General features: G+C 64.5%; 17 protein-coding genes and 2 other RNA genes. All 19 read right to left on the bottom strand.

Annotated elements, in window-relative coordinates; translation table 11 throughout:
* Positions 1–32 precede the first annotated feature (32 nt).
* The 19 genes from RS901_RS32235 to RS901_RS32325 all read right to left on the bottom strand — a co-directional run bounded on the left by RS901_RS32235 (position 33) and on the right by RS901_RS32325 (position 12,087).
* Positions 33–1,169, bottom strand: a complete 1,137-nt coding sequence (locus tag RS901_RS32235) for a phage protease (protein ID WP_316154727.1) — start codon at positions 1,167–1,169, stop codon at positions 33–35.
* Positions 1,170–1,375: 206 nt separating this feature from the next.
* Positions 1,376–1,951, bottom strand: a complete 576-nt coding sequence (locus RS901_RS32240; RefSeq protein WP_316154728.1) for a phage virion morphogenesis protein — start codon at positions 1,949–1,951, stop codon at positions 1,376–1,378.
* Positions 1,948–3,240, bottom strand: coding sequence for a phage minor head protein (locus tag RS901_RS32245; RefSeq protein WP_316154730.1), 1,293 nt, complete (start codon positions 3,238–3,240; stop codon positions 1,948–1,950). The genes RS901_RS32240 and RS901_RS32245 overlap by 4 nt, the downstream gene beginning before the upstream one ends.
* Positions 3,227–4,825 (bottom strand): DUF935 domain-containing protein, encoded by a 1,599-nt coding sequence (locus RS901_RS32250; protein WP_316154732.1) that lies wholly within the window; start codon positions 4,823–4,825, stop codon positions 3,227–3,229. The genes RS901_RS32245 and RS901_RS32250 overlap by 14 nt, the downstream gene beginning before the upstream one ends.
* Positions 4,826–4,833: 8 nt before the next feature.
* A complete protein-coding gene (locus RS901_RS32255; protein ID WP_316154734.1) occupies positions 4,834–6,609 on the bottom strand; it encodes a hypothetical protein in 1,776 nt (591 codons plus the stop codon).
* Positions 6,602–7,102 carry a DUF1804 family protein gene (locus tag RS901_RS32260; RefSeq protein WP_316154736.1) on the bottom strand — a complete coding sequence of 167 codons (501 nt, stop codon included), beginning with the start codon at positions 7,100–7,102 and terminating at the stop codon, positions 6,602–6,604. Before RS901_RS32260 ends, RS901_RS32255 begins: the two co-directional genes overlap by 8 nt.
* 8 nt (positions 7,103–7,110) lie before the next feature.
* The gene (locus RS901_RS32265; RefSeq protein WP_316154737.1) at positions 7,111–7,332 is read right to left on the bottom strand and encodes a hypothetical protein; all 222 of its coding nucleotides are present in this window, start codon (positions 7,330–7,332) and stop codon (positions 7,111–7,113) included.
* Positions 7,329–7,565: a TraR/DksA C4-type zinc finger protein gene (locus tag RS901_RS32270; RefSeq protein ID WP_316154738.1), complete on the bottom strand. Its 237-nt coding sequence runs from the start codon at positions 7,563–7,565 to the stop codon at positions 7,329–7,331. The genes RS901_RS32265 and RS901_RS32270 overlap by 4 nt, the downstream gene beginning before the upstream one ends.
* Complete coding sequence (locus RS901_RS32275) at positions 7,555–8,169, bottom strand: hypothetical protein (protein ID WP_316154739.1); 615 nt, start codon at positions 8,167–8,169, stop codon at positions 7,555–7,557. The genes RS901_RS32270 and RS901_RS32275 overlap by 11 nt, the downstream gene beginning before the upstream one ends.
* Positions 8,156–8,389, bottom strand: a complete 234-nt coding sequence (locus tag RS901_RS32280) for a hypothetical protein (RefSeq protein ID WP_316154740.1) — start codon at positions 8,387–8,389, stop codon at positions 8,156–8,158. Before RS901_RS32280 ends, RS901_RS32275 begins: the two co-directional genes overlap by 14 nt.
* Entirely contained in the window at positions 8,386–8,823 is a 438-nt protein-coding gene (locus RS901_RS32285; protein WP_316154741.1) for a structural protein P5, read from the bottom strand. The genes RS901_RS32280 and RS901_RS32285 overlap by 4 nt, the downstream gene beginning before the upstream one ends.
* A 137-nt stretch (positions 8,824–8,960) precedes the next feature.
* Positions 8,961–9,398 carry a Mor transcription activator family protein gene (locus tag RS901_RS32290; RefSeq protein ID WP_316154742.1) on the bottom strand — a complete coding sequence of 146 codons (438 nt, stop codon included), beginning with the start codon at positions 9,396–9,398 and terminating at the stop codon, positions 8,961–8,963.
* A 1-nt stretch (position 9,399) separates the two neighbouring features.
* The gene (locus tag RS901_RS32295) at positions 9,400–9,792 is read right to left on the bottom strand and encodes a regulatory protein GemA (RefSeq protein WP_316154743.1); all 393 of its coding nucleotides are present in this window, start codon (positions 9,790–9,792) and stop codon (positions 9,400–9,402) included.
* A 202-nt stretch (positions 9,793–9,994) separates the two neighbouring features.
* Positions 9,995–10,057: hammerhead ribozyme type II (locus tag RS901_RS32300), an RNA gene on the bottom strand.
* A complete protein-coding gene (locus RS901_RS32305; RefSeq protein ID WP_316154744.1) occupies positions 10,056–10,604 on the bottom strand; it encodes a hypothetical protein in 549 nt (182 codons plus the stop codon). The genes RS901_RS32300 and RS901_RS32305 overlap by 2 nt, the downstream gene beginning before the upstream one ends.
* Positions 10,601–11,041 (bottom strand): hypothetical protein, encoded by a 441-nt coding sequence (locus tag RS901_RS32310; RefSeq protein WP_316154745.1) that lies wholly within the window; start codon positions 11,039–11,041, stop codon positions 10,601–10,603. Before RS901_RS32310 ends, RS901_RS32305 begins: the two co-directional genes overlap by 4 nt.
* A gap of 4 nt (positions 11,042–11,045) precedes the next feature.
* Positions 11,046–11,112: hammerhead ribozyme type II (locus RS901_RS32315), an RNA gene on the bottom strand.
* Positions 11,113–11,119: 7 nt separating this feature from the next.
* A complete protein-coding gene (locus RS901_RS32320) occupies positions 11,120–11,392 on the bottom strand; it encodes an HU family DNA-binding protein (protein WP_316154746.1) in 273 nt (90 codons plus the stop codon).
* 71 nt (positions 11,393–11,463) lie between these two features.
* The gene (locus RS901_RS32325; protein WP_316154747.1) at positions 11,464–12,087 is read right to left on the bottom strand and encodes a DUF3164 family protein; all 624 of its coding nucleotides are present in this window, start codon (positions 12,085–12,087) and stop codon (positions 11,464–11,466) included.
* Between the last annotated feature and the right edge of the window lie 11 nt (positions 12,088–12,098).

The raw sequence follows: 12,098 nt of genomic DNA on the forward strand, positions 1-12,098 counted from the left end.
GTCTCCAGGCGTTAAGTGATGGGCTCCGCGGCTCAGGCCTGCGGGGCCGCTACCTTGGCGTAATCCGCCGCATCGATGCCGAGCGAGGCGCAGATGGCAAGCTGCGTCTCGTTGATGGCCTCGGCGGCGATGGTTGTGCCGACTGCGGCAGGCGGCTTGCCGGCGGTCTGGGTGCCGCGCAGCGCGGCGATCGGCTGAGCCTTCTCGACGTAGGACTTGAGGGCGGCCAGGTTCGACTTGCCCAGGTCCCGCGCCCAGGTCTCCATGGACGGATGCAGGCGACCGTCCGACAGCGCGGCGGTGACCAGGCCGTCGATGGTCACGACTTCGGCTTGGACGTTGTGGGCCGCCAACTGCGTGGTCAGCGCGGCGATATCGGCGCGCAGGCCATCGACCACAATGATCGGAACAAACTGGGCCGGGTCGACCTGGTTGGCCGAGAGCGCGGCGATCTGCTGGTCACGCTGGGCAAGCAGCTCCGACAGGTTGACCGCTGCGGCCGCGGTGCCCTGGCCGCCGGAGAGCTGTTCGATCAGCTTACGCAGCTGCGCCACCATGTCTTCAACGGTGCAGCCGACAGGCATGTTCAGCAGCCAGCGTAGCTGCTCGTGCAGTTCTTCCATTTCTTGCTCCAGTTGTGATTCGACGGGCAGAGCCCCCGTCTGGGCGGTTAAATCTGCGAGCAGGCGTGATGCGGCGGCGATGGTGACCTCGTCCATGCCGTCCAGGGCCGGGTTATTGGTGAGGGCTGCATGCAGCAGCTGGCCGACTGCGCCGGTCTTGGGGTCATAGCTGAACACCGGGGAAATGAACCGGTATTCCTTCGCCGCGACCATGGCACCGGCCTTGTCAGTCCATTCGACGTCGACCGCAAACAGACCCTTGCCCTCGCGCCATTCGACCTTCTTGAACCAGCCAGCTGCAGGCGCCGGCATGCCGTTCTTGGCAGCGGCAAGCGTCTGGTGTTCGTAGTCGATTACATACGGCGTCCTCCGTGCGTTGACGTGGGCGACGACCAGCGCAGCGATCTCGGCATCGAGATGCCAGGCGGCGCATTCCTTCGGTCGACCGTCCTGGGCACGAAATGAGCCGGCCGGGATCAGCTGGATCTCGGTGGAGCCGGTCTGGATCTCGACGGAGAGGGAGGCGATGAGGGCACGGATCGTCATGCCGCCATCATGGCGACGGCACGGTCATGCGATGAGGTGGAAACGTGTCACCCGGGGCGATCGGTGACCTTGCGCGGGAGGATGGGCGGCGCGAATGCCGCTTGGAGCGGTTTTAACGTGCCCTTAACGTGGTGCGCTGTATCAGGGTGCTACCGTCGTGACTACCGCCATGCAAAAACGGTCTACGGGCCGATCTTGCGAGAGGGCTACTTCAGCAGGCTGCCGAGGTAATCGGAGACCGTCCGTTCGATATTGTCGGCGTCAACCTGCGTGAGCGCAAGGAAGGGGCGCGCGGGGATTTTGACCTTGCTGCCGCCACTCGTGTAGCGGACCGTGCGGGCGCGCTTGTGCGAGTCCTTGGCGAACACCGCAAGGCGGGCGGCGCGGCCTTCCTTGCCTTGCCGGATCAGGTTACCCCGGGCATCCGTGCGGAGCCGGACCCAGCCAGAATGGGCCGCACGCGTGATCTCGCCACCGAACTGGTGGATAGCGGCATAGCGGATATTGGTACCGACGACGGCCGACTCCCCGTCGGCGCGCGAGACAATGGAGGCGGCCAGCCGCCCGGAGTCCTGCAGGATCTTGCCCCCGCTTCGGTGCTTGCGCGTGGCTGGCGCCAGGCCAAGCCATTGGGGCCGGCCCTCCTGGGCGAAGTTCTCCTCGACCGCGTCGGCCATGATGCCGACGATCGCGCGCATGAGCGGCCGCTTGCTGCGCGAGAATCCGGCCAGCCGACCCAGCGCCTCGTCTACATTCTTGAAGTCAACGGCAATCTCGATCATGGCTGCGGCTTCCTATATTGGAGGAATGCGCCGCGCATGGCATCGGCCGCGCGCAGCTGGTCATCGGCGGACGGCGCAAGGGCCGAGGCCACGCGGTAGCTCCATCCGTCCTTGCTGTATTCGAAGCCGACCGCGATCCAGTCGCCGTTGTCGACCTGATACGTCTTGACATAGCGGCGCGTGAGCCGCCAGGCGCTGTCGAGCTGCTCCCATGACAGCCACACCTCATCTGGTGCACGCACGGCGTCGGCCAGCAGGCCGGCATAACGCTGGCCCCAGTTCCACTCGGGCGGAGCGGACGCGAAGAGCGCATCGGAGATGGCCAACCTGGTACCTGTGACGTCCTCGAACGCTGTAGCCGCACCAGGCGTGACGCCAAAGCGCTCCAAGAATGCCGTGCCATACCGCTCGGACGGTTGACCAGGCGCCAGCAGCCGCTCGGCGGAAATCGGCGTCGGAGCCGGCGCTGCCGGCATCGGGGCACCGTGCGGGATGCTGCGGATCAGATCGGCGCGTGGAGGCGGCGTGAGCGGCGCGGCCCAGGCCTGGCCGGCGTTAAAGCCGAAGCCAGGGTCGGCGGTGAAGTTCGTTCCGGTGATCGGGTCCTTGTAGGCGACGGTGTGCCGGGTCTCGCCGTTCCGGTTGATGACCTGGTCGACTTCGGTGAGCCGGCCCTCGCTGGAGGACTGCGGCAGGTCCAGGCGGTCCATGTCGGACTGGCTGCGCGTGCGGACCCGGCAACGACAGTTGTAGCCGTTGGGCGGGTAGAAGGTACGCCAGAAGGGGTCGTCGTACCGGTAGACGCGGCCATTGAGCACCCGGTGCGCCGGGCGCGTGCGGTTATCCATCACCGCCACGTATTCCCAGTAAGGGCGGTTGTCGACGTTTTCGAGCTGGGTGGCGAAGCGGCCGGCCATGTAGGCCGACTGCATATTGGTGCGGAAGATGGTCTCCAGGCGCCGCGGCGTGAGGCGCTTGCCCTGGATCTCGCCGGTGGACTCGTCGACTAGGTACCCCTTGCCCAGCCAGCCCTTGCGCTCCAGGAGCGGCATGAGCGCCTTCTTTAATTCGGCGAAGGTTTTGCCATCCCTTAACGCTGCATCCAGGGAGCCGCGGATGTCCTGGAGCACGTCGGTCTTCATGACGCCGGCGACGGTGAAGGCACGGGCGTGCGCTTCCTGCCAGACGTCCTCCCACTTGAACCCGACCGCGTAGCCCCTGCTCTCGAAGTACTCGATCGCCTTCTCGGGCGGCAGCCCGATGGCGTAGGCCAGGTCAGGCGTTGCCATTCAGCCGCCCCCAGACGTCCGCCACGAAGATGGCCCGCGCGAGCAGTTCGGCCACGGCAGATTCATCGAGATTTGGGTACGCCGCCACCAGCGCCTCGATGGCCCGGTCGGGCTCCTCGCCCGCCTGGATGGCCTGGATGGCCGGCGCCAGGAGCTTTGCCATCTTCGCGCTTAACGCCTCCGCCGGCAGGTTGCCCGCGGCGGTATCGAGGGCATGCTGGTCCGGATAAACGATCTCGCCCTGGTCGTTCGTGAGCACAGCGCGGTAGCTCATGGCAGCCGTCCTGGGTGCCGTTTCCTTGGGGCGCAGCTCGGGCGGTACCGCCATCTCCGGGCGCGCGACGGTCAGCACGTCCTCACCTTCCTTGGGCTCCGGGATGGCCAGCTTCTCGTGCGCCCAGGCGCGCGGCACCTTCACGCCGATGCCGACCAGCTTGGGCAAGGCATCAGCGTACAGCTTCATGTCCTCCGGCGCGCGCGTGTCAAAGACGAAGTCCGGCATGCGCCGCCGGTCGCCCAGCTCGAAGTTCAGGGCACAGATGGCGAAGATGATGTCGCGCTTGATGGTGCCGGCGAGCTGGCGCGCGTCGGAGACCATTAGGTCGTGCCGGACCTCGTTGTGCACGTTGCCCAGGGCGTTAGTCGACGACTTGCCGTCAGCCTGGCTGGTCAGCGTGCCGCCCAGGATCACCTTGGATTGAATGCGATCCATGGTGCCAATCATCGTCTCGTAGGGCACCTGCGTGCCCTGCGCTGCGTTCTGGAAGTCGATCTTCATGCCCTCGGGGATGATGCCGGCGGCATTGTGGCCGATCTCGGATACGGCGCGCAGCAGCGCCAACTTCTCATCCTTGCTTGCGCCGGCGCCGTAGGTGCCCACGCGCAGGGGCAGGCCATAGATCTCAAGGAATTCGGCCAGGTCGCGCACGGCAAAGTTCTTGAAGAGGTACGGCCAGGACAGCACGCGGTGCAGGCCTGCACGGCCGATATAGCCGGACTTGGCCTTGTGGCGGTGCACCGCCCAGCCGAACGGCCACAGCTCCTCGCCCTGCGCCGCGTAGCCGCGCAGGCGCAGATCGTCCGGCATGCCGAATGGGGTCATGAACCAGCGCTGCGGCCGGTGGGTGAACTTAACCGGCAGCCAGACGCCGTCGATGCGGTCCCAGCTAATTTCGAGCGCCGAGAAGCCGTGCCCGATGCCATCCAGCAGATCCAGCAGCACATCGTCGAAGTCCTGCAGATCCCGGAACCAGCTGTCAATCAGCTCGGCTTGGCGCTTCTCCTCGGCCGAGGCGTTGACCGGCGGCACGATATTCCAGTCGAGCGTGAGCAGCGCGCGCTTGCGCTTGCTCATCTCGGCGAAAATATGGCCATCCTTCTCCTCCATGTCCTGGAACAGGTCTGCCTGGGCGAGCAGGTCGCCGAGCTCGGCCAGCTCCAGAATGCGGGCCAGCCGCGCCGGCGTGAGCCCGCGCGAGGGGTGCCCGGCATAGTCGTGGTGCAGCGCCTGCAGGCGGGCGGACTGTGATTCGGACAGGACGGTACGCTCAAAGGGCCGGCCGAACTGGTCTACGATCTTTGCCATGGTGGTTCCTACCAGGCGCCGCTGGCGCCGGAAATCATGCTGTCGTCATCCGCGCGCCCGTCGTCTTGCGAGCGCTTTGGCACAGCGGTGTACTCATAGGACCCGTGGGCGCGCGTGGAAGCGATCATCCACAGGATGTGCAAGGCGGTCAGGCCGTCGTAGTGGTGGTGCGATTGCTTCTCTGGCCAAGTGTCCAGCTCGTCGAGTAGCTGACGTAGGTCCGCATGCAGCAGGATGCTGGGCGCCAGGCGGTCAGTGATAAACGGCTCCAGGGAGTCGATGCGGACCTCCGGCGCCACCGTGGCCGTGACACCGACCAACGGCAATGGCACGCCGGCGCGCATGCCCGCCTGGATGAAGGTCTGGCGAGAGTGCTCGTAGGCGTTGTTGTTCTCGAAGCCGATGGCCCGGCACTTGAACTCCCGCTGCATGGCAATCAGGTCAGCTTCCAGCTTGGATGGCACGCGACGCTTGATCTCGGCAGCGATCAAGTGCAGCTTGCTGTTCCAAGTGTCGAAGCCACCGACCAGGAGCGCGGACGGGTCGGACTTCTCGTTGGCGCCCATGGACGGGTCGCAGGCGCCGAACATCATCCAGTGGTGCAGGCGCTGCACCCAGAACGTGATGTTGCCAAAGATCTTGTCTTCGTCGGTGCGCGGGTCGCCCTGCAGCTCGGTGTTAAATGCCCGCAAGGCCTTGGCACGCTGGCGCATCAGCCAGAAGAGCGAGCGCACCGACGGCCAGGAGATCCTTGCGCCGGCATCCATCTCCGCGCGGTGCTCCATATAGAAGCGGTACGAGGGCAACTCCTCTTCCGGCACCACGCGCCCGTCCCTGGATGCCTCCTCAACCACGACTCGGTCCTGGTTGCGCATGAGCTCCTCGCACTGCGCCCATAGGTCCATATTGGACGGCATCTGCTCAATCGCGCGGAAGTGATGCACGACGTGGCCGATAGTCTTCTTGGCCCGCGAGATCGGATCGTCCTTGTCCAGGACAGTACCGACGCCGGCATACTTAACGCTGCCGTCCGGCGGCCCGAGGTAGTCGATGGCCTTGGTCAGCCAGTTCCAGCGGTTGGTGCGCTCCGTGGGGCTCTTGGCCTCGGCATCGGTAATCAGATCATCGCCCATCAGCAACTTCGGCCGGCTCGCACCGTGGAATGTGCCGCGGATGGCCTGGTCTGCACCGAACGATTCGAGCTTAACGTTGGTATTGAAGACGGCTTCGCCGATCCGCCAGAGCGTGGTGCTGCCGCAGGCTTCCGGGAAGTCGAGCAGCAGCATGGCGTTCGCCGTCAGCTCCGTTTTGACCACCTCGATCAGCTTGGCCGGCAGCTTGGTCTCGGCGCCCAGCAGGATGACGTAGTCGATGAACGGCGGCAGCGGGCCTTCCCAGCCGACTTCCTTCTGGATCTCGGGCCGCTGCAGCAGCCCACGCACTACGCAGTATGCCGGGCCGATCTTGGTGGCCAGCGAAGACTTGGCCTCGCCGCGGGGCGCTACCCACCATTCGAGCGCGCCGCGGGGCTGCTCCAGGAGCCGCGGGAAACGCTGGCAGAAGTGCCCCTGGAAGCTCGACGGCGTGCCGCGGATGTGGTGCGGGAAATAGGTATAGGCGAAGAACTGGAAGTCGCCATCCTTGAGGACGCGCCGGCGCCGCTCGGCGATCGCGGCCGGGCTGGCGTCCAGACCGGACTGGTGGGCCTCGATATCGCGAAGGAGCTGGGCAGAGAGTAGCGCCAGCTCCTTCTTGAATTCGCGGTCGGTCAGGTTCTCAGCCATAGGATTTGCTCAGCTCGGCGCCGAAGGGCTCCAGGATCTCGGCGAAGGCCTTGATGTGTTGCGGGTGGCGGTCCTTAACAAACGCCGCCAGGCGCTGCAGGACGTCCATGGCCGTGGCGAGCTCCGACGTCTCCGGAAGGATGCGCTTGCTGGCCGAAATGGTCTTGTTGTACGCATCGGCGAGGCTTGACAGCATCTGGACCTTCGCGCCAGGCTGGAGATCCGCGTCCCTGGTGATGGCGTCCATGGACGCCTGGTATTGCGTCACCAGCCCGGCCAGCATCTGGCGGGCGATGTCTTCGATCGTGCCGCCGGCCATCAACTGCGCGGCCTGGGCCTTGTCCCAGTCGTCACCGGCCGCACGTGCATCGGTCTTCCATCGCCTGGCAGTGCCGTACGATACGCCGGCCTTCATCGACGCCACCTCCAGGGTGAGGCGATCGAAGACGAACGCGCTGCGGACCTTGTCGCGGGTTGCCTTGTCGTGGGCCATGCCGACCCTTACAGACCGAGCTTGGCCTTGGCGACCGCGACACCGACCGACGTGAAGAGCGATGCGAGCGTGCCGGCGATCGCGCCCGTGGTGGCCGCTTTCACCTCGACGGCACGCAGGCGGCCGTCCAGCTCATTCAGCTTCTTGTCCTGCTGCACCTGGTTCTGCAGCATCATGTCCATCTTGCCTTCGATGCGACCGAGGGCCAGCGACTGTTCTTTGTCGTTCATCCGTTTCTCCGGGGCGAGAAGAGTTTCTCCAGGCGAACCTGGCAATCGATGCAGTAGCGGCAGCCCGGCACCGCCAGGCGCCGGGCTTCGGGAATGGGATCGCCGCAGGACTCGTCCTGGCAGAACTCGGCCGACGGGCCACTACGCACGCGGGCACGAACCTCGCGAATGGCCTTCTCCCGGTCCGCCAGCTCGACGGCGGCCGCATGGTCCAGGGCGCGATTACTGAGCATCCTTGCCCTCTTCGTAGTCAATCAGACGGTTCAGCTGCTCTTCCAGCTTGCGCGCGCGGGCGCCGTAGTCGATGTGATGGGTCAGGATCGACCGGGGGTCGACGCCGGCCGGGGCGAGCTCGTCGTCTCCATCAGCGGGGATACCGGCTGCGGACGCTTGAGCAGGTGCGCTGGCGCCTTCGCCGGCGGCGGGCACTGCAGCGCCGATGGCGGCGTTGTAGTCCCGCAGCCAGCCGCGAGTAAAGATGCACTGAGGAACAGGCTTGAGCGCAGCGCCAGGCGCTTCACGATAGACGGTTGTGACACGGTTGATCCTCGTGCTGAGTTGATGGGAAAGCTCGTCGATCTGACCCTCGGCCGCGCTCAGCTTTGCACTGAGGCGTTCGCCGCGAGCAGTCTCGGAAGCCAGCCTGTCAGCAGCATCCTTAACGGCTTTCGCGGATGCCTCGGCGGTCTGCTGGCGCAGCTGCGCCAGGTGGGCGTCGCCGATAGCATTCGCCCGGCTTGCGCCATACCAAAGGCCGATTGGAGTGCCAAACACGATGCCCGCCAGGATATATCCCAAAGCGGCGACGATGGCTTCGACGCGGTTAAGCTGGATCATTGGTCCTCCTTTCGCGCGCCACCTGGGCGAACCGCATGATGGCGGTGTAGCCGCCGACACAGCCCAGGTATGCCCACCACACTTCGGTGGTGAGCTGGTTGAGCCAGCCGGCGCGAACGAACAGGACCGTCGCCACCAGGTTGGCCACGTTCGGCCACAGCTTGGTGTGGGACAACCTGCCCGTGTTCGCGTCGGTGATGAGATCGGCCAGGCGTGTCATACGATGCCGGCCATCCGCATGGCGTTATCGATCAGGGCCGGGCTGTAAGGCTGCTGGCCGTTTTCGTGGCGGATGATCGAGACCGCCAGGCCACGCATGATGCGGGGCTCGGTGATGTCGATATGGGCGTTAGGATGGACGTCGAGCGCGCGCGCCACACCCGCGATGTATGCCTCGGTGTCGTTCTCGTTGGGCGGCGCCCAGCGGCTGATGATCTCGCGCACCGTGTCAATGCCGGGCGCGCCGATGCCGGGCTGCCCGGTCTTGCTGCCGTAATTGAGCAGAATCCTGCAGATGGCACGAATGCCGAAGCAAGGCTCGGTGAACTGGCAGAAGTCCTTGTCGGTGCGCATGTGAGGCGCGACAAGGCCCTGCCAGCCGTCGCCCCAGCGGATGTTGCCCGGATTGTTATTGCGGATGCCGCGTGGTTGCACGATTTGCCCCTACATGTGACTCATGATGTAGGTGCCAGTCTGCTGGGGCGCGCGCGAGGCGATAACCTCAATCCGTGTCAGGAGGCAGAAACAACAAAGCCCCGCGCTTGGCGGGGCTTAACGTCGCTCTGCAACGATCAGAACAGTGTAGCTTGTGTTTCCCTTGGTGGTCCATCCCGATCCGTTTGATTCAGGATGCGCCACACCTGGCGATCCGACATGCGGAAGCGCACCGCCAGCGTGGCCACCGCATGCAGGGCACTGTGCTCGCGAGTGATCTCGTCGAAGTCAGCGCGGATCTGGCGATCGCGCAGTTCGCGCAGCGCCATTGAGCACAGCGGGACATAGATTTCCTGGCCTCCGAGCAGCTGCACAAGACTCGATGCCGCTGCCTCACCCACCGCCTCAGCCAGGGCCTGGTATCGGATCTCGCCGGCCGCGTTCTTGCGCATTGGCACCGGGAAGGTCGAACCACCGAATTGCTCCACTAGCTTGAGGGCCGCCGCGATGCCGATGGCATCAACCACGGAGCGAATCAGGGCGGGCAGCAGATTCTTAACGTCTGACAGGTCCATGTTAGCTCCGGCGGTTGGCATCTATCTGCAGCGCGGCGGCAATGCGCCAGAGCTGGTCAGGAGTGCACCAGTCGATCTTGTCGACCTGGAACATGCGGCGGGCCATGGCATCGGCGTACGACCAGGGGCGCTTGCCTTCGGCCAGCAGCGCTTCGATCTTGCTGACCAGCGCCTGACGATCACGCGGCGGCTTGGGGCGGCGCCCGAACTTCGCAGCCGGTGCGAAACCGCACTTGCGCAGGTGCGCCAGTACCTTCTCGGCTTGCGCGACGGTCAGGTCCTTCGCCGACTGCACGCCGGACACTGACTGCAGCATCGCGCGATAGACGTCATCCTCCATCGCTAGCTGCTTCTTGGCGACGTGGATCTTGGCGAGAATGGCGCGATCGAGCATGTCAGTAGTCTGTGGTCGGTGCTAGCGAAGTGACAGCGGGTTGGTGGTTTCGTTCCGCATGTCACTCGGTATCGTTGCGCTCATTCTTCCTGTCATAGCGCTTAACACCGATGATGGCGACACCGGCGATCACAAGCATCGAGACCAGCATTGCGCCGGCAAGAATCAGCTCTTTCATTTCTTAACCCTTCTGACCTGTTGTTGTTGGCTGCTCATCAGTGCCAGGCCACCACGCCTGGCAGACCGCCCGCAGGCGGTTTCGCTCAACTATCCTGGGGCGTCTCGTGTATGGCGGCGCGAAGCGGAGAGCCTTGCAAGCCCTTGCATTTCAGGTAACGGACTGCTTCGTCAGCGCCTACGTGGCGTGGGGCAACAGCCCGGAGCGCGCGAACGAGCCCGCGCACAAGCATTGCCAGGTCTTCTACGCGCGCATCCTCCACTTGGTCGGCAGGCGATGCGGTAACTATGCGCCAGTCCTCGTCGCGTTCTTCCCATTCGAATTCACAGCCGTCTTCATCGAACGGCATGAACCACTTCGATCCGTCTTCCGTCACGATACGCACCGGGACCGGCTTGCCGCCGTTGCGCGTCGGGTGCGTCATCCAAAGCCACTCGTCATCCGTCAGCGCAGCAGGCGGTACGCTCGGCGCGGGGGCGGCGTCCAGCTCATCCAGCGCGTCGCCAACACAGCCGCGCAGCTCGGTGATGGAACACACGCACGCCTCGGGATCGTCCTCCGGACTGTTCCGGTCGGGGAGTTCGCATAGGCGGTTCCAAATGGCCTCAGTAAGAGCGCCTGCATCAATGGTCATGCTGCCTCCGCCGTTGCCTTCGCGTGGTAGCCGATCGAAACAATGCTGACAGCTTCATTCTTCTTGCAGAAGTGGCTGAGCATCGATCGCACCGAATTCCAGACCGGCGTGTAGTGCGTGAGGGTCTTGTTCATTTCCGCAAACAGCTTCTCCCCTCGGCGCTTCCCCAGGTCCTTGATGAGACCTGACTTAACCTTGGTGCCGTAGAGCGACTTCGTGACTGGCCGCATGAAGCGCGTGGCTTCCTCGCAGTCTCCTTTCATCCACGTGCCCTTGAAGGCGCCATTGACGTAGACCATCAGGACATACTTCCGCGGGCCCTCCGGCTGCACCTCGACATTCACCTTGAAGCCGTCGCAGGCCAGCTCCAACCTTCCCCAGGGCGACGCCAGCTCGTATTCGATGGCGGTGATCTGCTCTTTCGTGATTTTTCCCATATTCCCTCGGCTGCTCATCAGTACCAGGCCACCACGCCTGGCAGACACCCGCCTGCGCGGGTGTTTCGCCTCACTCGATCAGACCACCGCCGCCTTCAGGTTGCTGCCCGGCTTGAACTTCGGCACACGCGCAGCCGGCACGTCGATGGACTCGCCGGTCTTCGGGTTGCGGGAGACGCGGGCCGCTCGGTTGGTTACCGCGAAGGCACCAAAGCCGGTGATGGCGACGGTGCCACCGGCAGCGAGCGTCGTGGTAACACCGCTGATGACGGCATTCAGGGCACGCTCGGCTTCGCTCTTATTGAGGTTGGCTTCGGCGGCGATATGGGCGATCAGGTCGGTCTTGTTCATGGTGTGATTTCCTTCAGGCGTTAAAGATGAGGTCCGGGTCTGGAGCCGCCCCGGCGCGGGTGCTTAACTTGTCAGATCTTGGCGATATCGAGCGAGATGGGGCGGTACTCTTCCGAGTCGCCGATCCGTTCATAGAAGCGGACATAGGTTTTGGTGCCAACAACCTGCACGCTGTCGCTGATAGCAAACATGGCTTGCTTCCAACGGGCGTCTTGGATGTCCAGACGGCGCAGCGATAGGATGCGGCCGGTGTTCAGGTTGCCTTCCTTGTCGGTGTCGAAGGCACCCTGGATGATTGCCTGGATCTCCGGCCGCGAGCCTTCCGTCCACTCGGCGAGCAGCTCGTCGATCATCGCCTTGGCGGCCTGCAGGCGCTCGTCGAAGGTGATGTTGTCGGCGCGGGCAATCTGCACCTTGTACTGGCCGTTGAAGGTGTACAAGGTGACATTCCCCTTCGCGCCACCGACCTTGGCGCCATACTCTTCGGCCGACATGGAGATGAAGGCTTCGGCGTCGCCGAATACGCGTTTCTTGAGGGCCGCCAACGCGTTGTTCTGCGCCTTGGCCAGTTCGACCAGTTCGCCGACGACCTGGTCGCGCGCCCGATCAATTGGCTTAACCATACTTTCCGGGACCAGGCGGCCGTGGGCGTCCTGCATGTAGCCGACCGGCGTCGAGGTTGCTGCTTGGGTCATGAAATGCTCCG

Source organism: Cupriavidus sp. BIC8F (assembly GCF_032465815.1).
Taxonomy (GTDB): domain Bacteria; phylum Pseudomonadota; class Gammaproteobacteria; order Burkholderiales; family Burkholderiaceae; genus Cupriavidus; species Cupriavidus necator.

What these genes read in the sequence shown, in the direction of transcription:
- RS901_RS32235 (WP_316154727.1), bottom strand. Translation starts at nt 1,169, where the DNA reads ATGACGATCCGTGCCCTCATCGCCTCCCTCTCCGTCGAGATCCAGACC.
- RS901_RS32240 (WP_316154728.1), bottom strand. Translation starts at nt 1,951, where the DNA reads ATGATCGAGATTGCCGTTGACTTCAAGAATGTAGACGAGGCGCTGGGT.
- RS901_RS32245 (WP_316154730.1), bottom strand. Translation starts at nt 3,240, where the DNA reads ATGGCAACGCCTGACCTGGCCTACGCCATCGGGCTGCCGCCCGAGAAG.
- RS901_RS32250 (WP_316154732.1), bottom strand. Translation starts at nt 4,825, where the DNA reads ATGGCAAAGATCGTAGACCAGTTCGGCCGGCCCTTTGAGCGTACCGTC.
- RS901_RS32255 (WP_316154734.1), bottom strand. Translation starts at nt 6,609, where the DNA reads ATGGCTGAGAACCTGACCGACCGCGAATTCAAGAAGGAGCTGGCGCTA.
- RS901_RS32260 (WP_316154736.1), bottom strand. Translation starts at nt 7,102, where the DNA reads ATGGCCCACGACAAGGCAACCCGCGACAAGGTCCGCAGCGCGTTCGTC.
- RS901_RS32265 (WP_316154737.1), bottom strand. Translation starts at nt 7,332, where the DNA reads ATGAACGACAAAGAACAGTCGCTGGCCCTCGGTCGCATCGAAGGCAAG.
- RS901_RS32270 (WP_316154738.1), bottom strand. Translation starts at nt 7,565, where the DNA reads ATGCTCAGTAATCGCGCCCTGGACCATGCGGCCGCCGTCGAGCTGGCG.
- RS901_RS32275 (WP_316154739.1), bottom strand. Translation starts at nt 8,169, where the DNA reads ATGATCCAGCTTAACCGCGTCGAAGCCATCGTCGCCGCTTTGGGATAT.
- RS901_RS32280 (WP_316154740.1), bottom strand. Translation starts at nt 8,389, where the DNA reads ATGACACGCCTGGCCGATCTCATCACCGACGCGAACACGGGCAGGTTG.
- RS901_RS32290 (WP_316154742.1), bottom strand. Translation starts at nt 9,398, where the DNA reads ATGGACCTGTCAGACGTTAAGAATCTGCTGCCCGCCCTGATTCGCTCC.
- RS901_RS32295 (WP_316154743.1), bottom strand. Translation starts at nt 9,792, where the DNA reads ATGCTCGATCGCGCCATTCTCGCCAAGATCCACGTCGCCAAGAAGCAG.
- RS901_RS32305 (WP_316154744.1), bottom strand. Translation starts at nt 10,604, where the DNA reads ATGACCATTGATGCAGGCGCTCTTACTGAGGCCATTTGGAACCGCCTA.
- RS901_RS32310 (WP_316154745.1), bottom strand. Translation starts at nt 11,041, where the DNA reads ATGGGAAAAATCACGAAAGAGCAGATCACCGCCATCGAATACGAGCTG.
- RS901_RS32320 (WP_316154746.1), bottom strand. Translation starts at nt 11,392, where the DNA reads ATGAACAAGACCGACCTGATCGCCCATATCGCCGCCGAAGCCAACCTC.
- RS901_RS32325 (WP_316154747.1), bottom strand. Translation starts at nt 12,087, where the DNA reads ATGACCCAAGCAGCAACCTCGACGCCGGTCGGCTACATGCAGGACGCC.